This window comes from Oceanibium sediminis, from assembly GCF_003265325.1.
GTDB lineage: Bacteria > Pseudomonadota > Alphaproteobacteria > Rhodobacterales > Rhodobacteraceae > Halovulum > Halovulum sediminis.
Map to the genome: position 1 here is coordinate 12,636 of NZ_QGNX01000009.1, position 20,601 is coordinate 33,236.

A 20,601-nucleotide genomic window follows, 5' to 3' on the forward strand; every position below is an offset into this window, starting at 1 on the left:
CGATGCCTGTTTTCCTGTCCACCGCCGATGCCGATTTCGAGTCCCGTTTCCAGGCCCTTCTCGGGGCCAAGCGAGAGGATGCGCCGGACGTGGATGCGGCCGTGGCCGCGATTATCGCGGATGTGCGTACCCGTGGCGACGCGGCGGTGTGCGAGCTGACCGAGCGTTTCGACCGGCTGTCGCTGACGCCCGAAACCCTCGCGATTCCGGCGGAGGAAGTGGACGCCGCCATCGAGCGGGTGTCGGATTCGGACCGCGCGGCGCTTGACCTCGCCGCCGAGCGTATCCGCGCTTATCATGAACGCCAGTTGCCCCACGAAGAACGCTGGACCGATCCCACGGGGGCCGAGCTTGGCTGGCGGTGGAGCGCGGTTGAAGCCGCCGGGCTGTACGTGCCGGGCGGGCTGGCCTCCTATCCGTCCTCGGTCCTGATGAACGCGATCCCCGCGCAGGTCGCCGGGGTCGAGCGGCTGGCGATCTGCGCGCCGACCCCGGATGGCAAGGTCAACCCGCTGGTGCTCTACGCGGCGCGGGTCGCGGGGGTGCATGAAATCTACCGCATCGGCGGGGCGCAGGCGATTGCAGCCCTTGCCTATGGCACCGCGACGATCCCGAAGGTCGACAAGATCACAGGCCCGGGCAACGCCTTCGTGGCGGCAGCCAAGCGCCAGGTGTTCGGGCGCGTTGGGATCGACATGATCGCGGGGCCTTCGGAAATCCTGGTGATCGCGGACAGCGACAACAACCCGGACTGGATCGCGCTGGACCTGCTCAGCCAGGCGGAGCATGACGAAAGCGCGCAGTCCATCCTGATCACCGACGATGCCGCCTTTGGCGCGGCGGTCTCGGCCGCCGTGACCAAGCGGCTTGAGACGCTGGAGCGGCGCGCCATCGCGGGCGCAAGTTGGCGCGACCACGGCGCGGTCATCACCGTGCGCGACCTGGAAGAGGCGGCGGTTCTTTCGGACCGGATCGCGCCCGAGCATCTTGAACTGCTCATCGCCGACCCTGAGGCGCTGAGCGCGCGGATCCGTCATGCCGGCGCGATCTTCCTTGGCGCCTGGACGCCCGAGGCGATCGGCGATTACGTCGGCGGGCCGAACCACGTGCTGCCCACGGCGCGCTCGGCGCGGTTCTCCTCCGGGTTGTCGGTGCTCGACTTCATGAAGCGCACCACGCTGGCGCGGATGAGCCCCGGCGCGCTCGGCGCGATCGGGGGGGCGGCGGAAACGCTGGCCAATTCGGAAAGCCTGCAGGCGCACGGGCTGTCGGTGCGCGCCCGGCTCGACCAGATCAACGAGGATGCTTCATGAGCGCATCGAATCGCCTGAGCGACATCACCCTCGACGACCGGGGCCTGCCCGCCCCCACGCCCGAGATCGAGCAGGAGCGCCGCGTCGCCATCTTCGACCTGCTCGAGGACAACAGTTTCAGCGTGCCGGCGCGGGAAGGGCAGGCGGCCCCTGTCGGCCCCTACGGGCTGGACCTGTCGATAGAAGAGGGCCGCCTGGTCTTTGCCGTGCGCACCGAAGCGGGCGAGCCGGTGCGCGCCTTTCACCTGTCGCTCGGGCCGTTCCGGCAGGTGGTGCGCGACTACTTCCAGATCTGCGAGGCCTATTTCGACGCGGTCAAGAAACTGCCCGCCAGCCAGATCGAGGCGATCGACATGGGCCGGCGCGGCATCCACAATGAGGGCGCGCGCATCCTGACCGAGCGGCTGGAAGGCAAGGTGGAAACCGACCACGACACCGCGCGCCGCCTGTTCACCCTGATCTGCGTCCTGCAAGCGAAGGGCTAAGGGGGTGAGCGCGGATAAGCCCACCTCCGTGCTGTTCTGTTGCGACTACAATTCCGTGCGCTCGCCCATGGCCGAAGGGATCATGAAGAAGATCCACGGCACAAGGATCTACGTCCAGTCCGCCGGTGTGCGCCATGAGCAGGAAGTCGACGGCTTTTCCGTCGCGGTCTGCGCCGAGATCGGGGTGGAACTGACCCGCCACCGCACCCGCTCGTTCGAGGAGATGGAGGAATGGGGCGACGCCTTCGACAGCTATGACCTGATCGTGGCGCTGTCGCCCGCCTCGCTGCGCCACGCGCAGGAATACACGCGGGTGCATGCCATCGACGTGGAATACTGGCCGATCTTCGACCCCACGGGCTTGGGCGAGACCCGCGAAGAAAAGCTGGCGGCCTATCGCCAGGCGCGCGACCAGATCCTGGCGCGCATCAAGGAACGTTTCCCGCCCGAGGGGGGCTGACCCGCGCCACGGCGCTAGGTATGACATTTGCGGTGTGACATCTGGGATACGTCGCGGCCTTGCCCGGTTTGCTTGCGCGTCCCGCTCGCGTAGAGTTCGGCGAAAGTTGGGCTCGAAAGGGCGGGAATGACAGGGACAACAGACAGTGCCGGCGTGCCCGAGCGGGACCGCTTCATACCCATCGGAAAGGCCGATCTCGTCGATGCGCTCGCGCGGCGCAAGGGTCTGGACGAGGACCGGGTGGCGCTGCTGGAAAGCCTCGCCCGCTGGTTCTCGCTGCTGTTTCACCTGGAATTCTTTGCCCAGCGTGAGGTGCTGAAAGACCGCTACACCGTACTCGACCCCGACCAGCCGGGGGACGGGCCGGTGCCCGGCTCGCTGCCCCAGGCGGTGGAATTCCTCGACCAGCTGGAAAAATCGCTGCAAGCGGCGAATTTCCGGCGCCTCACCGAACAGGAGGTGGGGGTCGACAGCGCCGCGGCGGGTCGCGTGCGCGCGCGGGTGGTGGTGCCGCACACGACCTATGGTGCGGTGCGTTTCTATGGCCGGGGGCGGTGGATGCAGACCTACACCCTGAAGAGTTTCTTTGGATTGCGCAAACAGCTGGTGAAAGAGCCTGTCTATGATTTCGTGGTGTTCGCCGCCGCGGCGGCGGATGACAGCACGCTCGCGCCGCGCGAACGCGGGCGGCTGCGGCCCGGCGCGCTGTACTTGAAGCTGTTTCGTGACATTCCGCAGGGCGATTTGACCACGCTCTATCCGAATGCCCGCGTGGTGATGAAGTTGTTCGACAAGCTGGTGATCGGCGTGCCCGCGATCGTCGGCGGCCTGCCGATCCTGATCAATATCGTGCCCACGGTGACGGTGCTGCTGATCGTGCTCGGGGCCTATCTCGGCATCTCCGGCACGGTGGAGGAGGACAGCCTGAAACAGGCGCTTGCCGCGCTGTCGGGGCTTGGTGCGCTGGGTGGCTTCCTGCTGCGCCAGTGGACGAAGTACGAGCGCCAGAAGCTGCGCTACCAGAAACAGGTGCTCGACAACGCCTATTTCAATACGATCAACAACAACCGCGGTTTCTTCGACTTCGTGATCGGCGCGTCCGAGGATTCCGAGGTGAAGGAGGCGATCCTCGCCTATGTCTTCCTGTCCGAAGCCGACGGCCCCCTCAGCGAGGCGGAGCTCGACAGCCGCATCGAATGCTGGCTGCGCGTCGAGACCGGCAAGGACATCGATTTCGAGGTGGACGACGCCCTGCGCAAGCTGCGCGCCCTTGGCGTGCTGGTCGAGCGGGACGGCAGGTTTTCCGCCGTACCGGGCCTGGACGCCGAGGCCGCCTGCCGGGCGCTGTGGGCGCGAATGGCAGAGGAAGTGACCCGTCCGGGGGCAGAGGCGCTGATCGGCGGGCATGAAACCCGCGCACAGGGCGTTTTGACTTGAATTTCCTGCGTCAAAGGCCCATGTATCGCCACGCACGCCGGACTTGGTCCGGGGTGTGATCGGAAACAACCATCGGAGAGATCATGGCAAAGGAAGAGCTTCTTGAATTCCCGGGTGTCGTGACCGAGCTTTTGCCGAATGCGACATTCAGGGTGGAGCTCGAGAACGGCCATGAAATCATCGCCCATACGGCCGGCAAGATGCGCAAGAACCGCATCCGTGTGCTGGCAGGCGACAAGGTTCAGGTCGAGATGACCCCCTACGATCTGACCAAGGGTCGGATCAACTACCGCTTCAAGTAATCGCTTGACGGGCGCGTCCGCAGGGCGGCGGCTGACTCTTGCCTCCGCCAGCCCGCGCCGTCGCGCGTTGCTGGCGCAGGTCGGGATCGTCCCCGCCGCCATAACCCCCGCAGACATCGATGAAACGCCCCGCCGGGGCGAGCTGCCGCGCCCCTACGCGGAACGCCTGGCCCGTGAAAAGGCCGCGGCCGTGCCGGGGGACGTGGTGCTCGCCGCCGATACGGTCGTCAGCCTTGGGCGGCGCATCCTAGGAAAACCGGAAGACGCCGCAGAGGCGGAACAGTTCCTCAAGCTCCTGTCGGGCCGTCGCCACAAGGTGATGACCGGAATCGCCGTGTCGCGCGATGGCATGCTGCACGCGCGCGTCGTGGAAACCGCCGTGCGCCTGAAGCGCCTGAGCGACGAGGAAATCGCGGATTACCTCGCCTCGGGCGAGTGGCAGGGCAAGGCGGGGGGTTATGCCATCCAGGGCCGCGCCGCCGCTTTCGTGCCGTGGATCGGCGGGTCCTACAGCAACGTCGTGGGGCTGCCGCTGACCGAAACGCTCGGGCTGCTCGGCGCCGCGGGCATCAAGCCGGAGGCAAGCCGATGAAGGGCCGCGCCGTCTATCTCGACTCGCTGCCGGATGAGCGGCGCATCGCCGCGCTGTTCGAGGATGGCCAGCTTTCCGACGTTATCGTCGATCCCACCGGCGCGCCGGACGCGGGGCCGGGCGCGATCTTCCGCGCCAGGATGGGCCGTCCGATGAAGGGGCAGGGGGGCGCGATCGTCGCCCTCACCCAGACCGAGAACGGCTTCCTGCGCGAGGCGAAGGGCCTGGCCCCCGGCGCGCCGGTCCTGGTTCAGGTCTCCACCGTGGCCGAGCCGGGCAAGGCGCCCCCCGTCACCCGCCGGATCCTGTTCAAGAGCCGCTACGCCATCGTCACGCCCGGCAAGCCCGGCTTCAACATTTCCCGCACGATCCGCGATGAGGAGCGCCGCGTCGCCCTGATGGAAATCGCCGAAGCCGCGATGGACGGCGCAGACGCCGACCTGGGCCTGATCCTGCGCTCCTCCGCCGAGGTGGGCGACCTGGATGCCGTGGCGGATGACGCCAGCGCCATGCGCGCCCTGGCCGAGGCCGTGCTCGGGGATGCGGACACGGCGGCCCCCGCGCTGCTGGTCGACGCGCCCGACGCCCACCACCTGGCCTGGCGCGAGTGGGGCCACCCGGATCTGCTCGACGATACGCCGGGCTGTTTCGCCGCCGCCGGCGTGTGGGACGCGTTGCGCGACGCGTTGTCCCCGCGCGTGGGCCTGCCCGTCGGGGCATCTATGTATGTCGAGCCGACAAGGGCGCTGGTGGCAGTGGATGTGAACACCGGGCCGGACACCTCGCCCGCGGCAGGGCTGAAGGCCAACGTCGCCGCGCTGCGCGCCTTGCCGCGCGCCCTGCGCGTGCGCGGGCTTGCCGGGCAGATCATCGTCGATCTCGCGCCCTTTCCGAAGCGGGACCGGACGCAGCTGGAACAGGTGCTGAAAAGTGCGCTACGCGCGGAACGTGCCGAGATCACCCTTGCGGGCTGGACACCCCTTGGCCACATGGAGTTGCAAGCCAAACGCGAACGCCAACCGTTGATCCGTGGAATAGCCGATGTCCTGCCCGATCTGTGACAAACCCACCGACAAGACCTATCGCCCGTTCTGCTCGCGCCGCTGCGCGGACGTCGATCTGGGCCGCTGGCTGAGCGAGGATTACCGCCTTCCGGCCGAGGAAGAAGCCGACGATCCGACCGAGTCGCCCGAGCGTCCCGCACCGCCGCTGAACTGATTGACGCTTTGGTGCGAAAATCCGCACGGACCCTCTGGACAGCCCCCGCAGCTTGGCCTAAACCGGCGCAACCCGAAGGTCATCCTTCACCCGTGCCCGGGTAGCTCAGGGGTAGAGCAGCGGATTGAAAATCCGCGTGTCGGTGGTTCAAATCCGCCCCCGGGCACCATTCATCTTACCAACCTGTTGATACGCTTGGGGCTCTTGTGGGGGCCGAGCGGGCGTAGGGCAATCATGTAGCTTCTCCGTCAACAAGAACGGCAGTCAGTGCTTCGAGCGCAGGGTTCGAGGGGCGCTTCGCAAGCATCGCGCGACAGCCTAGATTGCCTGTTCACCCGGAACCCGGCCCGGTCGTCAGGCCTGACCAGGTGAGGAACTGGGCCGCCAGCTCGCCCACCTGCTCACACGGAATGCCCTAAGCATCCGCGCTGCGGCGGGGCGGGGGGGCTTCGTCCGGCTCGGGGAAGCGGCATTCCGTTCCGTGTTTGCGCAGCAGCCCGGCGAGCGGGACGGTCGGCGGGCGGTCGCTGACGAGGCAGCCGATTTCTTCCAGTCGCGCGACCTGGCTGATGTGGGTCTGTCCGAACTTGCTGGCGTCGACCAGGACGAAGCGGGCCCGGCTTTGGCGCATCATCGCGCGTTTGACCGCGCCGAAGCCGGTGATCGCCTCGGTCACGCCGGCCTCGCTGAAGCCGGCGGCGCCGATGAAACAGGCGTCCACGTTGTAGCCCGCCAGGTATTCGCAGGTTTCCGTGCCGATCAGCGCGGCCTCTCTCGGCAGGTATTCGCCGGGGGTGAGGCGGACCTCAGCGGCCGGGTTCTGCCCGAGGATCATCGCGACTTGCAGGCTGTTGGTGATCACGGTCACCCGCGTTTGCGCGAAGGCCAGGCTGCGGGCGAATTCCATCGTCGTTGTGCCGGCATCGACCATGATCGAGCTGCCCTCGACCACCAAGGAGGCGGCGAAACGGCCCAAGCGCTCGCGTTCGGCGACACGTTCCAGCCGCCGCTCGTCAAGGTCGCGGTGCGTTCCCGGCGCGCGCATCGAGGCGCCGCCGTGGGCGCGCTGGACAAGTCCGTCCCGGCCAAGGTCCTCGATGTCGCGGCGCACGGTTTCCGTCGTGACGCCGAACTGCTTTGCAAGGTCGGCCACCCGGACATGCGGCTTCAATCGCAGCTCCAGCAGAATGTGCTCGTGCCGCTCCTGCTTCTTGTAGCGCCTTGCGGTCACGATCGGCCCCCTCCCGCGCTTGCCGGGTCTTGCTGTCCCTTCCCCAGAGATAATTTTGGGTTTCCCAAATATCCAGAGGAATCATCTTGCATATCGCAAATATCAGTGCTGTCATTCGCGATGGCTGACCCGGTTCGCCGGTGCAGAAAAAGAATTGATAGGGAGGAATAATATGATGCACGTGCAGAAATCAGTCCGCGCAGCGTTCCTGGCGGCACTCACCGTTGCGGCGGGCGGCGCTTTTGCCCAGGACGTGGAAGAAACCGCCGCGCTGGACAGCCAGTACACGGATGCGGACGGCGATCTTGTTGCCGACGCACCGACAGACGCGAGTGCGCTGAAGGATCCGGACACGCTTGTCTTTGCCTACACGCCGGTCGAGGATCCGGCGATCTACGAAGACATCTGGAACCCCTTCATCGAACACCTGGAGGACGTGACCGGCAAGGATGTCCAGTTCTTCGCCGTGCAGTCCAACTCCGCCGAGGTGGAGGCGATGCGCTCGGGCCGTCTGCATATCGCGGGCTTTTCCACCGGGCCGACGCCCTTTGCGGTGAACCTTGCCGGGGCGGTGCCCTTCGCGATCATGGGCGGGGATGACGGCCAGTTCGGCTACAAGCTGCAGATCTATACGCAGGCCGACAGTGACATCAAGGAAGTCCCCGATATGGCGGGCAAGCGGATCGCGCATACCTCGCCCACCTCCAACTCGGGCAACCTGGCGCCGCGGGCGCTGTTCCCCGACCTCGGCATCGTGCCGGATGAGGATTACGAGGTGACTTACTCAGGCTCGCATGACCAGTCGATGCTGGGCGTCGTGGCGGGCGACTACGACGCGGCGCCGGTGGCGTCCGAAGTGGTCGACCGGATGGCGGAACGCGGTCTTTACGATCCGGCGGACGTGCGCATCGTGTGGGAAAGCGATCCGTTTCCGACCACGTCCTACGCCTATGCGCATGACCTGACGCCCGAGTTGAAGGCGAAGATCGAGGAAGCCTTCTTCACCTTCGAATTCGCGGGCACGGCCCTGGGTGACGAGTTCTCTGGCGTGAGCAAGTTCATCCCGATCACCTACAAGGACCAGTGGAAGGTGATCCGCCAGATCCAGCGGGCCAACGGCGTCGAGTACACGCCCGAAGGGCTTGCCGCGGAATGACAATTGCGTTCGGGGCCGGTGACGTTCACCGGCCCCATCAAGGAGCCGGCTCATGTTGAAAATCACCGACCTGGTCAAGCGCTACGGCGATGGCGATCCGGTTCTTAAGAACCTCGACCTGACCATCGAAGGGGAAAGCGTCGTTTCGATCATCGGCTCCTCCGGGGCGGGCAAATCGACGCTGCTGCGCTGCATCAACCGCCTGGTCGAGCCGACCTCTGGCACGATCGAGCTGAACGGGACCGAGCTGACCCGCCTTCGCGGCCGGGAGCTGCGCGCCGCACGGCGCAAGATCGGGATGGTGTTCCAAAGCTTCAACCTGGTGGATCGCCTGACGGTGATGGAGAACGTCCAGTCCGGGCGGCTCGGCTACATCTCCACCTGGGCGGCCGTGATGCGGCGCTATCCCAAGAAGGACATCCGCCGTGCGTATGAGTTGATGGAACGCGTCGGCATCGCTCATTACGCGGACAAGCGTGCCGACCAGTTGTCAGGCGGCGAACGCCAGCGCGTCGGCGTAGTGCGCGCGCTGATGCAGGACCCGGAAATCCTGCTGGCCGATGAGCCGACCGCCTCGCTCGACCCGAAGACCTCCGAACAGATCATGGGGCTGCTGCGGGACCTGGCCGGAGAGCTGAAGCTGCCGGTCCTGATCAACATCCACAACGTGACCGAGGCGAAGGCCTATACCGACCGCATCGTGGGGATGCGTTACGGGCGAATCATTTTCGACGACACGCCTGAGAACCTGGACCAGGACGCGATGGACCGGATCTATTCCGGCAGCCCCCATGCGGATCGCAGCGGCGACATGAAGGAAGCCTCATGAGCGGCAATCCATCGAGCGTGCCTGACACCTGGCGCAAGCCGCCGTTCATCGCCAATCCATTCATCCGCTGGACGGTCTACCTCGGCGTGATCGGCTATATCGTCTGGGTGGGGGCGAGCTTGCCGATCAACTGGCAGCGCGTCGCCGAGGGGATTGGCCGCGCGCAGCGGATCTTCGGCGGGGCGTTCCCGCCGAATTTCGAGCGCAGCCAGCTTCTGATCGACGGTTTCCTTGAAAGCCTGAAGATAGCGTTGCTGGCCACCGCGGGTGGCGTGGCGCTGTCGATCCCGATCGCCTTCATGGCCGCGCGCAATATCGCGCCGCTGCCGATCTATTACCTCGGCCGTGCGATCATCATCATCGCGCGCAGCTTTCACCCCGTCATTGTTGCCATCATCTTCGTGAAGGCGGTGGGCTTCGGCCCCTTCGCGGGGGTGCTGACACTGATCGTCTATTCCATCGGCTTCGTGGCCAAGATGCTGGCCGAACGGATCGAGGAGATCGACTTCGGCCAGGTCGAGGCGATGCGTGCCGCCGGGGCGCCGTATCTTTCGACCCTGTTCTACGCGATCTTCCCGCAGATCATGCCGCGCCAGATCGGTCTGTCGATCTACCAGCTCGACTCGAACCTGCGCGCCTCGGCGGTGGTGGGCATCGTGGGCGCGGGCGGGATCGGCGCGACGCTCGCCAATGCCTTCGGGCGCTATGACTACGATTTCGCCCTGGCGATCACCATGGTCATCGTCGGCGTGATCCTGATCTCGGAAGGGATCAGCGGCGTGATAAGGAAGCGCATCGGATGAACAGCATTTCCAATCAGTTCGGGCGCGAGGATTGGTCCCGCTACACCCCGAAACAGCGGATGCAGCGTTACGCGGCTTTCGCCTTCTGCGCGCTGGCGCTGGGCTGGGCGCTTGGCTCCATCGACGTGATCTGGGTCTGGGTGTGGGACGCGCCGGAACAGATGGGCGATCTTCTGGGGCGGATGTATCCGCCGGACCCGACGAACCTGGGCGATATCCTGCGGGTGCTGCTTGAGACGGTGAACATCGCCACCTTCGCGACTGGCTTCGGTGTGCTGGTTTCACTGCCCGTCGCCTACCTCGCGGCGCAGAACACCACGCCCAACCGCGCGACCCTGTGGCTGGGGCGGCTGATCCTTGTCACCTCGCGCTCGGTCAACACGATCATCTGGGCGCTGCTGTTCGTCGCGATCTTCGGACCCGGCGTTGTGGCGGGGATCCTGGCGATCATGTTCCGCTCCATCGGCTTCATCGGCAAGCTTCTGGGCGAAGCCATCGAGGAGATCGACAAGCGCCCGGTGGAGGCGCTGGAGGCGACGGGCGCTTCGCGCTTCAAGGTGATCGTCTACGCGATCATCCCCCAGGTCATGCCCACCTTCTGGGCCGTCGCGATCCTGCGCTGGGATATCAACCTGCGCGAATCCACGGTTCTGGGCCTGGTCGGGGCAGGGGGGATCGGCATCATCCTGCAAGGCGCGATCGACACCTTCAACTGGCCCGAGGCGGCCACGGTCCTGCTGGCGATCCTGGCGCTGGTGGTGCTGGGGGAAGTGGTTTCGGCCTTCCTGCGCCGTCGTATCCTTTGAAATCACGGCTGACGGCGGGGGCGGCGCTTTTTCTGCTGGTCCTTGAAAGCGTCTCTTACTGGGCGCTCAGTGGCGCGACGCCCTCGTCTGCGAAAGCGGCGATGATGTGATCGCCCAATAGCTGGGCCGCCTTGCTTTCCGAGCCGCCGGTGCGGTTGAGGACGATCTCCGTATCCGGCAGGGCGGGGAACCCTTCGGCGGCATCAAGGAACCTGAGCGCGCTGTTGGCGGTCTTTTCCTTCGCGACGGTCACGCCGATTCCGGCGGCAGCGGCGGCTTCGACCGTGGCGATGCTCGACCCGGTGAAGGCGATGCGCCAGGTGATGTCAGCGCCCTCCAGCGCGCGCAGGGCCCATTTCCGAAACAGGTTCCCGGGCGGCAGCAGGGCAAGCGGAATGCCTGATGTGGCGGGCAGCGACTTTGCGGCAGAATAGGCCCAGCGGGTCCTTTCGTGGCGCAGCACCTTCCCGCGCCCCGTTCCCACCGGGTGGGTCGAGAGCACGAGATCGAAATCCTCGCCAAGGCGCGTCACCAACCGGTCCGAGAAGCCCGAGGTGATCTCCACATCCACGTCGGGATGCGCGTCGAGGAAGCTGGCGATGACCGCCGGCAAGACCCCGATCGCATAGTCGTCCATCACCCCGATCCTGACGAAACCGCCCGTCCGCGCGGGGCGCATGGCGTCCAGCGCCTGGTCATGCAGGGACAAAAGGCGTCGGGCATAAAGCGCGAACTCCTCCCCCTCCCGGGTCAGCACGCGGCTGCGCCCGGACTTCTGGAACAGTTGCACGCCCAGCTGATCCTCGAGCTTTTTCAATTGCATGCTGATGGTCGACTGGGACCGGTGAACAGCCGTGGCCGCCCGGTGAAATCCCCCGAGTTCGACCGCGCTGACAAAGGTGCGCAAGAGCGCCGTGTCGATATTCATCATCGCAATACTCCAGGAATATTGAAGTATACGCCCCATAATACTCATTATTCAGGAGTGTTGAAGCCTGCTAGCCTGCGGCGTCAATCAGGGCCGCGCGGGGCTGCCGCACGAGGGGGATATGCCGGAACGTCGCTTTCACAGGGCGCAACGCAAGGGGGGACGGTGCCCATGGGGCCAGCGGGCTGGCCGGGTCGCTCTGCCCCGCCTCAGGGGCGTGCGCCCCGTGAGGATCCGGCCCGGCACGCAAGGGCTGATCTGGTGCCTGGTTTTCGTGTTCCTCGACTCGGTTCAGGCGGTCTATTTCGGCAGCATCCTTCAGGGCATCGACGGCTTCCTGCTTGGCGGGCTGGTCTTTGGCATATCCTCTGTATTCTGCCTTGGCTGGAGCGTTCTGCGCTCTCCTGAACCGCTGCGCCGGGTCGAGCAGAACCTGCCATCGGTGATCGGGCTGAACGTCACGGCGGCGGGGGGATGGCTGTTCTACCTGCTGGCGGTGCAACTGATCGAACCGGCGGTCGCCTTCACGATATTCGCGGGCTCCGTGCCGCTGGTCACCATCGTCGCGGCCTGGTCGGGCGTTCCCGAAGGGCAGGTGCCGCGCAACGCCGCCGAGGTGCTCGGCAACCTTGGGCTGGCGCTTGGCCTGCTGGTCCTTGCGGGGATCACCGTTCTGGGGCTGTCCGGCTTCGTGCGCGGCGATGCGCTGGTTGGGGCGCAGGGCGTGGCGCTGGCGCTTCTTGGCGGCATCTTCATCACGGGCATGCTGCTCTATGGCCAGCGGCTGGACCGCGTGGGCGTCGATCCCGTGACGCAGTTCGCGGTGCGCTTCCCGCTGTTCCTTGTCCTCAGCGGCCTGGGGGTGCTTCTGGGCATCGACGCGAAGGGGCCGGTGGCAATCGGTGAGCTGGCCCGCGCCGTTGGGATCGGCCTGTTGGTCCTGGCGTTTCCGATCTACGCGGTCCAGAAGGCCATCTCGCTCACGAATGCGCTGACCATCGGTGCGCTGGCGGGGACCGCGCCCCTGGTCGTTTTCGTCCTGCAGATGATCGAAGGGCGGGTGGAAACCTCTGCCTTCACGACGGTCGGGCTTGTCATCTGCTTCCTCGGCGCGGTGACGGGCGCGTTCGGCGCGGCGGCGGCGAAGGAGGGCAAGCCGCCCCGCCCCAGGAGGTCAGGGGGCAGGGCGGCATGAACGCGGGCGGTTCAGCGCCCGGCGATCACCATTTCGCGCGACATTTCCGAGAAAATCTCGGGCCCGTCAGCGCGCAGGATGACGATTTCCTCAAGACGCACGCCGAACCGCCCGTCGAGGTAGATGCCCGGCTCGATCGAGAAGACATTGCCTTCCTCCAGGATCGCCCCGGAGTTGGAGGCGATGTAGGGCGGCTCATGGATATCGACGCCCAGCCCATGCCCGGTGCGGTGCAGGAAGCGCTCGCCATAACCGGCGGCGGTGATGACATCCCGCGCGGCCTTGTCCACGTCCCGCGCCGCGACGCCGGGGCGTGCTGCGTTAAGCGCTGCCTGCACCGCCTTTTCGACGACGGCGAAAACCTCGCAGTAATCCTGGTCGGGCGTGCCGAAGTAGCCGCAGCGGGTCATGTCGGAGGGGTAGCCGTTCAGCCGGCAGCCCGTGTCGATCAGGACCGGCATGTCCCGCTCCAGCCGCGCGGGGGTGGAGGTGTGGTGCGGAAACGCCGCCGAGGGGCCGAAGCAGACCGAGCAGAACTCCAGCGTGGCGCCATTGGCCTTGTACGTATCGTTGATGATCTGCGCGACCTCCTGCTCGGTGATCCCTTCGTGCAGGGCGTCGAACGCGGCTTGCACGGCTGTGTCGTTGAGCAGGTGGGCGGCCTTGAGCGCGTCATACTCCGCCGCATCCTTGCGCGCGCGCAGCAGGCCGACGGTATCGGTCGTGAAACGCCGTTCGGGCCGGTCGAGCGCGTCGAGCAGCAGCAGCGCGAAATCGGTGCGCATGGTTTCGTCCAGCACCACCGAAAGCCCCGGACGCCGGGCGTCGCATGCTGTCAGAAGGTCGGCGAGGGCGGCCTCCGGCCCCTCGTCATCGCGCCAGGTGTGGAAGGGCAGGTCGGTGGATTTGCGTGCGGCAGCGGCATTCAGCGCGGGCATCAGGAACGCCGCGTGGTCGCGCGTCACCAGCAGCATCACCGGGCGTTCGTCCCCATGGGGGTGCACGCCGGAAAGCCATGACATGTGGCTGGAGGGCCCCAGGACGACCAGGTCGGTCGCGGTGGCGTCCATGCGCTCCCGCAGCTTCGACAGGCGGGATCGGGACAGGGAGAAGTCGGTCATGGCAGCTCCTGCGGGGCAATGGGCAATGGGCAGTGGGAAAGGAATGGAAAAGGGGTGCAGGCCGCCACCGGGGCGGCGGCCTGCGGGCCGGGTCACTCTTTTTCGACCAGGCGGTAGTAGACGAAGTCGGACGTCGCGCCGTTCACGTAGCCGTTCACGTCCTCGTTCATGGCGACCTGGTAGGCGGCCTGGAACATGATCACGATGGGCGAGGATTCCTGCACCTTCTTTTGCAGGTCCACGTACATCTCCAGACGCTTTTCAGGGTCGGACTCGGTCAGCGCCGCGCGGGTCTGCTCGTTCAGCTCCTCGGGCACGGCCCAGGCGTTGCGCCAGGTGGTCGTGGCCGCGTAGTTGTCGTCGGAGTTGTCCGAGTTGTAGGCGAAGGCCTTGGCGTTGGAATGCGGGTCCATGAAGTCCGGGCCCCAGTAGAGCAGCATCGCCTGGTGGGTCCGCTCACGGTACTTCGTGATCACCTGTGCGCCGGTGCCGGGCAGGATTTCGAAGTTGATGCCCGCATCGGCGAAGCTGGCCTGAAGCGACTGCGCCATGTCGGTGAAGGGCGCGGCGTTGATCACGTCCAGCGTCACGGTGATCGGCGTTTCGATCCCCGCCTCTTCCAGGATTTCCTGCGCCTTTTCCGGGTCATACGTGAAGGGTGTCTCGTCGTAGGAGCCGGGGAAGCCTTTCGGCCAGAAGGCCTGGTGGATTTCCATCTGACCGTTGATGATCGTGTCGGTCATGCCCTTGTAGTCGACCAGGTAGCGCGCGGCTTCCCAGACGGCCGGGTCGGTCAGGCTGTCGGTTCTCTGGTTGAAGGACAGGAAGTGCACGGCGGCCTGCGGGAAGGTTTCAACCTTGATGTCCTGGGCGTCGATGGAGGCGATCTGGTCCGGCGTCAGGTTCCGCGCCAGGTCGATGTCGCCCTGTTCCAGCAGCAGTTGCTGGGTCGCGGCCTCGGCCACGTGACGGATGATCACGCTGTCAATTTCCGGCGCGCCGTTGAAATACGTCGGGTTCGCGCTCATGCGGACCATCTGCGCGGGCTGGTAGCGGTCCAGCGTGAACGGGCCGGACCCGGCGGCGTTCTCGTTCAGCCAGGCGTTGCCCATGTCGCCGTCGACCTCATGCTCTTTCACCAGCGCGCTGTCCACGATGGACGCGGGGCGCGAGGCGAGCACGTTCAGCACGAACGCGGGCGAGAAGTCGCCCTCGTACTTCACGGTCACGGTGTTGCCTTCGCCGGTGACCATGTCGTCCACGTTCTCCGGCGTCCAGCCAAGCTGGGCCAGGATGAAGGCGGGCGTCAGGTTCAGCTTGATGACTCGGCCGAAGGAATAGATCACGTCTTCGGCGGTCAGCGGGTTGCCGGAGGCGAAGGTCGCGCCGTCGCGCAGGGTGAAGGTGATGGTCTTGGCGTCGGCGTCCGCGCTCCACTCGCTGGCAAGGCCGGGGGCCAGGACGGTGGTGTCCTCGGCGTCGTACTGCACCAGGCGATCATAGAGGTTGGTGACCAGCTCGCCCGAGGTGAACTCATAGGCCTGCGCGGGGTCGATCGCGACGATGTCGTCGATGTTCTGCGCGACGACAAGCACGCCGTCGGGCGTCTCGGCCAGCGCCGCGGGGGCGGCCAGCGGGACCAGCAGGGTGCTGGCCAGAAGCGTGGTTTTCAGGATGTTCACGGTGTTCTCCTTTGTTGGATATGGTCGGAAATGGGGAAGGGGCGTTCAGCGCCCCTGTCGTGTTCTTGAGAGTTCGGGAAGCTTGATCCCGTCCTTCTGGCTCAGAACGGTCAGTGTGCCCGTCCAGAGAATGCGCGCCGTCTTGTCCGTGGGATTGCTCCAGGCGTGCGGCGTTTGCCCGCTGTAGTGCAGGGCGTCGCCCTCGGTCATGCGGAAGGTCTGCCCGTCGAGGGTCTGCTCCATCTCGCCTTCGAGGATGTAGATGATCTCGTCACCCTCGTGGCTGACGGTTTCGGACGCGTAATGCGGCGGGATGTTCAGCACGTAGCTGGACAATTCCGCCCCCGGCAGGTCCGCGCCGATGCTTTCATAGGTCAGCGAGGAGCCGGCCAGCGAAAACTGCGGGCGCTGCCCGGCGCGCGTCAGCCCGGCGGAGGGTTTGGGCGCGGCGATGAAATATTCCAGGTCCACGTCCAACGCCTGCGCGATCTGCGCCAGCGAGCCGAGCGATGGCGTGGCATTGTCGCGTTCGACCTGGCTGAGATAGCCGACCGAGATCCCGGATTTGTCGCACAGGTCCTGAAGGGTGAGTCTGAGCAGCTTGCGCCGCTTACGAATCGCGGGTCCGAGCATCGGTTCGGATTTCAGTTTTCCGCGCCCCATTCGCCAAAACTCCTACCTTTATCGCCAAGTTAACGGGCCTGTCGCCTTTGCCTGACGCTTCCCGAATGTCTGGCGGGAAGGTCCCGGCAGGCAACGATTATTTCCGCGTCGGACATCCTGAACGTACAAAAAAAATTATTGTTTAGCAAAATATTTTTTACAAAAGACAAAAAATGTTTTACCCATTCCCAGACTTGACGGCGCCCGAATCTGATTTGGCGCCGCCTTGAGAACCGGTCTGTCAGCGGTTTTGGCACACGGATCGAATAGGAAAAGGGGAGGGCTGAAACGTGGCTACTTACGCATCCGGCGCCCGGCATCTGACGCAAAGCGTAAAGTCGCTGGGCGGCTTCGTCGTCGTCACCTTGCTGACGTTCGTGGGGTTGATGGCGATCACCTTCTTCATCGGGCGCGTCATTCCGATAGACCCGGTGTTGTCCGTCGTCGGGGACCGCGCGACACAGGAACAATACGACGCCGCCAAGATCGCCATGGGCCTCGACCGGCCGCTGATCCTTCAGTTCGTGTCCTACGTGGGCGACGTGTTCCAGGGCAACCTTGGCCAGTCCGTGTCCACCAACCGCCCCGTGGCCGACGACCTGGCCCGTGTCTTTCCCGCCACGCTGGAAATGGCGACGCTGGGGATCATGATCGGCGTTGGGCTGGGCGTGCCGCTGGGCGTTTGGGCGGCGGCGCGGCAGGGCACCTGGATCGACCAGGTGATCCGCGTCTTTGCGCTGCTGGGCTATTCGGTACCGGCGTTCTGGCTGGGACTCGTGGGGCTTGTCGTATTCTACGCCAACCTCGGCTGGGTTGCCGGGCCGGGGCGCGTGGACATCTTCTATGATGGGCTGGTCGAGCCGGTCACCGGGTTGTTGCTGGTCGACTCGGCGATGGTGGGCGACTGGGACGTGTTCTGGAGCGCGCTGGACCACCTGATCCTGCCTGCCGCGATCCTCGGCTTCTTCTCGCTGGCCTATATCGCGCGGATGACGCGCAGCTTCATGCTGGATCAGCTGGGGCAGGAATACATCACCACCGCTCGGGTGAAGGGCGTGTCGGAATGGCGGGTCATCTGGACCCACGGCTTCCGCCCGATCCGGGTGCCGCTGATCACCGTGATCGGCCTGTCCTACGCGGCGCTGCTGGAAGGCTCCGTCATGATCGAGACGGTCTTCAGCTGGCCCGGCATCGGCAACTACCTGACCGTGGCGCTGCTGAACGCCGACATGAACGCGGTGCTGGGGGCCACGCTGGTCATCGGCTCGGTCTTCATCCTGATCAACAAGATCTCGGACGTGCTCTACCGCGTCCTCGATCCGCGCAGCCGATAAGGGGGCAGACATGAGCACCACCAAAGATTGGCTTCTGGACGACTCGCCCGCTTCGCGTTTGCAGGCGAACCTTGGCAGCAGCTACCGGATGCTGCGCACGCTGATGCGCAACCCGCTGACGGTGATCGGGGCGCTGATCCTGCTGGTCCTGATCCTGGCCGCGGCCTTTGCGCCCTGGATCGCGCCCTACAGCCCGCTGGGGCAGGACTTGGGCGCGCGGCTTCTGCCGCCCTCGGCCCAGCATTGGATGGGCACCGACGAGCTGGGGCGCGACATCTTCAGCCGCGTCATCTATGGCGCGCGGATCACGCTGATGATCGTTGCGCTGGTCGCCGTGATCTCGGCCCCGCTGGGGCTGCTGATCGGGGCGATTTCCGGCTATTTCGGCGGCTGGACGGACAAGGCGCTGATGGGCGTCACGGACGTCTTCCTGTCCATGCCGAAGCTGATCCTGGCACTCGCCTTCGTCGCCGCCCTCGGCCCCGGTATCGAGAACGCGATCATCGCGATCGCTATCACCTCCTGGCCGGCCTACGCCCGTATCGCGCGGGCCGAGACGCTGACGTTCCGCAATTCGGAGTTCATCTCGGCCGTGCGCCTGCTGGGCGGCTCGCATTTCCGCATCATCACCCGGCACGTGCTGCCGCTGTGCACGTCGTCGATGATCGTGCGCGTGACGCTGGACATGGCGGGCATCATCCTGACCGCCGCGGGCCTCGGCTTCCTTGGCCTTGGCGCACAGCCGCCGCTGCCCGAATGGGGCGCGATGATCTCGCGCGGGCGGACCTTCATCCTGGACCAGTGGTGGGTGGCGACGATGCCGGGCTTCGCGATCATCCTCGTGTCCCTTGGCTTCTGCTTCCTGGGCGATGGCCTGCGCGACGCGTTGGATCCGAAACAGGGGGGCAAGGAATGACCGGACCATTGCTTGAGATCGAGAACCTGCGCGTCAGTTTTCCCACGCCCAAGGGCCGGGTGGACGTGGTCAAGGGCCTGTCCTTCACCCTGGGGCGTGAGCGTCTGGGCATCGTCGGCGAAAGCGGCTCGGGCAAGTCGATGACGGGGCGCGCGATCCTGCGCCTGATCCGCCGCCCCGGTCGCCAGAGCGCGGACAAGATGATCTTCGACGGGATCGACCTGAACAGCCTGTCGGAAAAGCAGATGCGCACCCTGCGCGGGGCGCGGATCTCGATGATCATGCAGGACCCGAAATTCTCGCTGAACCCGGTGATGACCATCGGCGCGCAGATAGCCGAGGCGCTGAAGACGCACGAACGCCTGGCCCGGCGCGACGTCAAGGCCCGCGTGCTGGAGATGCTGCACGCGGTGCGCATCAACGACCCTGAGCGTGTCGTGGGCCTCTACCCGCACGAAGTGTCGGGCGGCATGGGCCAGCGCATCATGATCGCCATGATGCTGATCCCGCGCCCGGACCTGCTGATCGCGGACGAGCCCACATCGGCGCTGGACGTGTCGGTGCAGGCGCAGGTGCTGGACCTGATCGACGAGCTGGTGCGCGAAAAGGGCATGGGGCTGATCCTGATTTCCCACGACCTGAACCTGGTGGCGCGCTACTGCGACCGCATCCTGGTGATGCACGCGGGCGAGGTGGTGGAAAGCTGCGCCGCGGCAGACCTGCACAAGGCCAGTCATCCCTATACCCGCGGGCTTCTGGCCTCCGTCCCCAAGATGGAAGAAACGCGGGACGAGCTTCCGGTCCTCGACCGCAGCGCATGGAGCGGCACATGAGCGCGATAGTCCTGAAGAACCTCGATATTTCCTACGGCGCGACGAAGGTCGTGTGGGACGTCAACCTTGAGGTGGCCGAAGGCGAAAGCTTCGCCCTGGTCGGCGAAAGCGGATCTGGCAAGTCCACGGTGCTGAAGGCCATCGCGGGCCTGGCCCCGGACTGGACGGGCGAGATTTCCGTGCTCGGCCAGAAACGCGGCCACGGCGTGGATCGTGCCTTCGCGACCCGCTGCCAGATGGTGTTCCAGGATCCCTACGGCTCGCTGCATCCGCGCAAGACGGTGGACACCGTCCTTTCAGAGCCGCTGCAGGTGCACGGCCTTGGCAACCGGGGCGCGCGCGTGAAGGACATGCTGGCCGCCGTGGGGCTGGACCAGCGCTTCCGCTTCCGCTTCCCCCACCAGCTTTCGGGCGGCCAGCGCCAGCGCGTGGCCATCGCCCGAGCGCTGATGCTCGACCCCCGCGTGATGCTGCTGGACGAGCCGACCTCGGCGCTTGATGTCTCGGTCCAGGCGGAAATCCTGAACCTGCTGAAACGCCTGCGGCGCGAGCAGGGGCTGACCTACCTAATGGTGACCCACAACCTGCCGATCGTCAGCTTCATGTGCGACCGGATGGCGGTGATGAACAAGGGCCGCATCGTCGAGATCGCCCCCGCCACCGCGTTGCACGACGGGCGCTTCAATGACCCCTATACCCAATCCCTCTACGCCGCTTCGGGCGGCAACCCTGACCGTAAGGTGACGACATGACGACCCCTGAGACAGCCCTCCGTGACTTTGAACAGGCGCTTTCGCGCGCCACCACGCAAGGGGCGGCCTACGACGCGCTGTGCGCGCTGACCAAGGCCACCGTGGGCGCGAAGCTGTTCACCGTGATGACCGCGGACATGACGGCGATGCTCGCGAGCCGTGTCTACACCGACGATCCGGCGAACTACCCCACCTCCGGCACCAAGGCGATCGAGATGAACAGCTGGTTCGAGCAGGTGCACGGCCGGCGCGAGACGTTCGTGGCCAACACCCTGGACGACATCGACGCCGTCTTCCCCGACGCCGCCACGATCGGCCGCCTCGGCTGCGCCTCCGTCGTGAACCTGCCCATCATCCTGGGCGGAGAGATGGTGGCGACGATGAACATTCTGCACCAGGAAGGCTACTATACGCCGGAACGGGTGGAGCAGGTCGAAACCCAGCTGACGCTGCCCGCCATGGCGACCCTGGCCGTGGCGCGGGGCCTTCCTGCGTCGTGAGCGTCGCCCGCGCCGGGACTTACGCGGCGCGCTGATCGCCGCGAC

The 20,601-nt window shown here is 65.8% G+C and carries 23 protein-coding genes and 1 tRNA gene; 19 read left to right on the plus strand and 5 right to left on the minus strand.

All coding sequences use genetic code 11. The features are described 5' to 3' along the window. Window positions 1-2 precede the first annotated feature (2 nt). From hisD to DJ029_RS18095, 9 genes are all read left to right on the plus strand, one after another. Window positions 3-1,313 carry a histidinol dehydrogenase gene (hisD, locus tag DJ029_RS18055; protein ID WP_112323897.1) on the plus strand — a complete coding sequence of 437 codons (1,311 nt, stop codon included), beginning with the start codon at window positions 3-5 and terminating at the stop codon, window positions 1,311-1,313. After that, window positions 1,310-1,798 carry a UPF0262 family protein gene (locus tag DJ029_RS18060; RefSeq protein ID WP_112323898.1) on the plus strand — a complete coding sequence of 163 codons (489 nt, stop codon included), beginning with the start codon at window positions 1,310-1,312 and terminating at the stop codon, window positions 1,796-1,798. The genes hisD and DJ029_RS18060 overlap by 4 nt, the downstream gene beginning before the upstream one ends. Window positions 1,799-1,802: 4 nt before the next feature. Continuing rightward, window positions 1,803-2,258 (plus strand): arsenate-mycothiol transferase ArsC, encoded by a 456-nt coding sequence (locus tag DJ029_RS18065; RefSeq protein WP_112323899.1) that lies wholly within the window; start codon window positions 1,803-1,805, stop codon window positions 2,256-2,258. Window positions 2,259-2,384: 126 nt separating this feature from the next. Continuing rightward, on the plus strand, window positions 2,385-3,695 hold the full coding sequence (locus tag DJ029_RS18070) for a DUF3754 domain-containing protein (protein ID WP_112323900.1): 1,311 nt from the start codon (window positions 2,385-2,387) through the stop codon (window positions 3,693-3,695). A gap of 83 nt (window positions 3,696-3,778) precedes the next feature. Beyond that, window positions 3,779-3,997: a translation initiation factor IF-1 gene (gene infA, locus DJ029_RS18075; protein ID WP_107495332.1), complete on the plus strand. Its 219-nt coding sequence runs from the start codon at window positions 3,779-3,781 to the stop codon at window positions 3,995-3,997. 4 nt (window positions 3,998-4,001) lie between these two features. Next, window positions 4,002-4,589, plus strand: coding sequence for a Maf family protein (locus tag DJ029_RS18080; RefSeq protein WP_112323901.1), 588 nt, complete (start codon window positions 4,002-4,004; stop codon window positions 4,587-4,589). Next, complete coding sequence (locus DJ029_RS18085) at window positions 4,586-5,650, plus strand: ribonuclease E/G (protein ID WP_112323902.1); 1,065 nt, start codon at window positions 4,586-4,588, stop codon at window positions 5,648-5,650. The genes DJ029_RS18080 and DJ029_RS18085 overlap by 4 nt, the downstream gene beginning before the upstream one ends. Beyond that, window positions 5,631-5,807 (plus strand): DNA gyrase inhibitor YacG, encoded by a 177-nt coding sequence (locus tag DJ029_RS18090; protein WP_112323903.1) that lies wholly within the window; start codon window positions 5,631-5,633, stop codon window positions 5,805-5,807. The genes DJ029_RS18085 and DJ029_RS18090 overlap by 20 nt, the downstream gene beginning before the upstream one ends. Window positions 5,808-5,901: 94 nt before the next feature. After that, a tRNA-Phe gene (locus DJ029_RS18095) sits at window positions 5,902-5,976 on the plus strand. A 246-nt stretch (window positions 5,977-6,222) separates the two neighbouring features. Here the strand turns inward: DJ029_RS18095 and DJ029_RS18100 are convergent. Continuing rightward, on the minus strand, window positions 6,223-7,038 hold the full coding sequence (locus DJ029_RS18100; RefSeq protein ID WP_112323904.1) for a DeoR/GlpR family DNA-binding transcription regulator: 816 nt from the start codon (window positions 7,036-7,038) through the stop codon (window positions 6,223-6,225). A gap of 175 nt (window positions 7,039-7,213) precedes the next feature. On the opposite strand from DJ029_RS18100, the gene phnD reads away from it, so the two are divergent. The 4 genes from phnD to phnE (DJ029_RS18120) are packed head-to-tail and all read left to right on the plus strand — an operon-like array spanning window position 7,214 to window position 10,632. Next, window positions 7,214-8,194 carry a phosphate/phosphite/phosphonate ABC transporter substrate-binding protein gene (gene phnD, locus DJ029_RS18105; RefSeq protein ID WP_370445255.1) on the plus strand — a complete coding sequence of 327 codons (981 nt, stop codon included), beginning with the start codon at window positions 7,214-7,216 and terminating at the stop codon, window positions 8,192-8,194. A gap of 52 nt (window positions 8,195-8,246) precedes the next feature. Next, on the plus strand, window positions 8,247-9,023 hold the full coding sequence (phnC, locus tag DJ029_RS18110; RefSeq protein WP_112323906.1) for a phosphonate ABC transporter ATP-binding protein: 777 nt from the start codon (window positions 8,247-8,249) through the stop codon (window positions 9,021-9,023). After that, window positions 9,020-9,826, plus strand: a complete 807-nt coding sequence (gene phnE, locus DJ029_RS18115) for a phosphonate ABC transporter, permease protein PhnE (RefSeq protein ID WP_112323907.1) — start codon at window positions 9,020-9,022, stop codon at window positions 9,824-9,826. Before phnC ends, phnE (DJ029_RS18115) begins: the two co-directional genes overlap by 4 nt. After that, on the plus strand, window positions 9,823-10,632 hold the full coding sequence (gene phnE / locus DJ029_RS18120) for a phosphonate ABC transporter, permease protein PhnE (protein WP_112323908.1): 810 nt from the start codon (window positions 9,823-9,825) through the stop codon (window positions 10,630-10,632). Before phnE (DJ029_RS18115) ends, phnE (DJ029_RS18120) begins: the two co-directional genes overlap by 4 nt. A gap of 55 nt (window positions 10,633-10,687) precedes the next feature. Here the strand turns inward: phnE (DJ029_RS18120) and DJ029_RS18125 are convergent, their stop codons facing one another. Continuing rightward, entirely contained in the window at window positions 10,688-11,563 is an 876-nt protein-coding gene (locus tag DJ029_RS18125; RefSeq protein WP_198671190.1) for a LysR substrate-binding domain-containing protein, read from the minus strand. A gap of 223 nt (window positions 11,564-11,786) precedes the next feature. Here DJ029_RS18125 and DJ029_RS18130 point away from each other — a divergent pair, with 223 nt between their 5' ends. Next, window positions 11,787-12,755 carry a hypothetical protein gene (locus tag DJ029_RS18130; RefSeq protein ID WP_112323910.1) on the plus strand — a complete coding sequence of 323 codons (969 nt, stop codon included), beginning with the start codon at window positions 11,787-11,789 and terminating at the stop codon, window positions 12,753-12,755. 11 nt (window positions 12,756-12,766) lie between these two features. On the opposite strand, the gene DJ029_RS18135 is transcribed toward DJ029_RS18130, so the two are convergent. The 3 genes from DJ029_RS18135 to DJ029_RS18145 form a co-directional block, all read right to left on the minus strand. After that, on the minus strand, window positions 12,767-13,876 hold the full coding sequence (locus DJ029_RS18135) for a M24 family metallopeptidase (RefSeq protein ID WP_112323911.1): 1,110 nt from the start codon (window positions 13,874-13,876) through the stop codon (window positions 12,767-12,769). A 92-nt stretch (window positions 13,877-13,968) separates the two neighbouring features. Next, window positions 13,969-15,558, minus strand: a complete 1,590-nt coding sequence (locus DJ029_RS18140; protein ID WP_112323912.1) for an ABC transporter substrate-binding protein — start codon at window positions 15,556-15,558, stop codon at window positions 13,969-13,971. 45 nt (window positions 15,559-15,603) lie between these two features. Next, complete coding sequence (locus DJ029_RS18145; RefSeq protein ID WP_112323913.1) at window positions 15,604-16,221, minus strand: helix-turn-helix domain-containing protein; 618 nt, start codon at window positions 16,219-16,221, stop codon at window positions 15,604-15,606. A gap of 290 nt (window positions 16,222-16,511) precedes the next feature. On the opposite strand from DJ029_RS18145, the gene DJ029_RS18150 reads away from it, so the two are divergent. The 5 genes from DJ029_RS18150 to DJ029_RS18170 are packed head-to-tail and all read left to right on the plus strand — an operon-like array spanning window position 16,512 to window position 20,556. Beyond that, window positions 16,512-17,555 carry an ABC transporter permease gene (locus tag DJ029_RS18150; protein WP_232823132.1) on the plus strand — a complete coding sequence of 348 codons (1,044 nt, stop codon included), beginning with the start codon at window positions 16,512-16,514 and terminating at the stop codon, window positions 17,553-17,555. A gap of 10 nt (window positions 17,556-17,565) precedes the next feature. Then, window positions 17,566-18,471: an ABC transporter permease gene (locus tag DJ029_RS18155; protein ID WP_112323914.1), complete on the plus strand. Its 906-nt coding sequence runs from the start codon at window positions 17,566-17,568 to the stop codon at window positions 18,469-18,471. Next, window positions 18,468-19,304 carry an ABC transporter ATP-binding protein gene (locus DJ029_RS18160; RefSeq protein WP_112323915.1) on the plus strand — a complete coding sequence of 279 codons (837 nt, stop codon included), beginning with the start codon at window positions 18,468-18,470 and terminating at the stop codon, window positions 19,302-19,304. The genes DJ029_RS18155 and DJ029_RS18160 overlap by 4 nt, the downstream gene beginning before the upstream one ends. Further along, window positions 19,301-20,056 (plus strand): ABC transporter ATP-binding protein, encoded by a 756-nt coding sequence (locus DJ029_RS18165; RefSeq protein WP_112323916.1) that lies wholly within the window; start codon window positions 19,301-19,303, stop codon window positions 20,054-20,056. Before DJ029_RS18160 ends, DJ029_RS18165 begins: the two co-directional genes overlap by 4 nt. Further along, entirely contained in the window at window positions 20,053-20,556 is a 504-nt protein-coding gene (locus DJ029_RS18170; protein WP_112323917.1) for a GAF domain-containing protein, read from the plus strand. The genes DJ029_RS18165 and DJ029_RS18170 overlap by 4 nt, the downstream gene beginning before the upstream one ends. Window positions 20,557-20,601: the final 45 nt, after the last annotated feature.

Coding starts and splice junctions, on each gene's coding strand:
- hisD (WP_112323897.1), top strand. CDS start 3: ATGCCTGTTTTCCTGTCCACCGCCGATGCCGATTTCGAGTCCCGTTTC.
- infA (WP_107495332.1), top strand. CDS start 3,779: ATGGCAAAGGAAGAGCTTCTTGAATTCCCGGGTGTCGTGACCGAGCTT.
- DJ029_RS18170 (WP_112323917.1), top strand. CDS start 20,053: ATGACGACCCCTGAGACAGCCCTCCGTGACTTTGAACAGGCGCTTTCG.
- phnE (WP_112323907.1), top strand. CDS start 9,020: ATGAGCGGCAATCCATCGAGCGTGCCTGACACCTGGCGCAAGCCGCCG.
- DJ029_RS18165 (WP_112323916.1), top strand. CDS start 19,301: ATGAGCGCGATAGTCCTGAAGAACCTCGATATTTCCTACGGCGCGACG.
- phnE (WP_112323908.1), top strand. CDS start 9,823: ATGAACAGCATTTCCAATCAGTTCGGGCGCGAGGATTGGTCCCGCTAC.
- DJ029_RS18160 (WP_112323915.1), top strand. CDS start 18,468: ATGACCGGACCATTGCTTGAGATCGAGAACCTGCGCGTCAGTTTTCCC.
- DJ029_RS18085 (WP_112323902.1), top strand. CDS start 4,586: ATGAAGGGCCGCGCCGTCTATCTCGACTCGCTGCCGGATGAGCGGCGC.
- DJ029_RS18070 (WP_112323900.1), top strand. CDS start 2,385: ATGACAGGGACAACAGACAGTGCCGGCGTGCCCGAGCGGGACCGCTTC.
- DJ029_RS18125 (WP_198671190.1), bottom strand. CDS start 11,563: ATGATGAATATCGACACGGCGCTCTTGCGCACCTTTGTCAGCGCGGTC.
- DJ029_RS18135 (WP_112323911.1), bottom strand. CDS start 13,876: ATGACCGACTTCTCCCTGTCCCGATCCCGCCTGTCGAAGCTGCGGGAG.
- DJ029_RS18155 (WP_112323914.1), top strand. CDS start 17,566: ATGAGCACCACCAAAGATTGGCTTCTGGACGACTCGCCCGCTTCGCGT.
- phnC (WP_112323906.1), top strand. CDS start 8,247: ATGTTGAAAATCACCGACCTGGTCAAGCGCTACGGCGATGGCGATCCG.
- phnD (WP_370445255.1), top strand. CDS start 7,214: ATGCACGTGCAGAAATCAGTCCGCGCAGCGTTCCTGGCGGCACTCACC.
- DJ029_RS18090 (WP_112323903.1), top strand. CDS start 5,631: ATGTCCTGCCCGATCTGTGACAAACCCACCGACAAGACCTATCGCCCG.
- DJ029_RS18060 (WP_112323898.1), top strand. CDS start 1,310: ATGAGCGCATCGAATCGCCTGAGCGACATCACCCTCGACGACCGGGGC.
- DJ029_RS18145 (WP_112323913.1), bottom strand. CDS start 16,221: ATGGGGCGCGGAAAACTGAAATCCGAACCGATGCTCGGACCCGCGATT.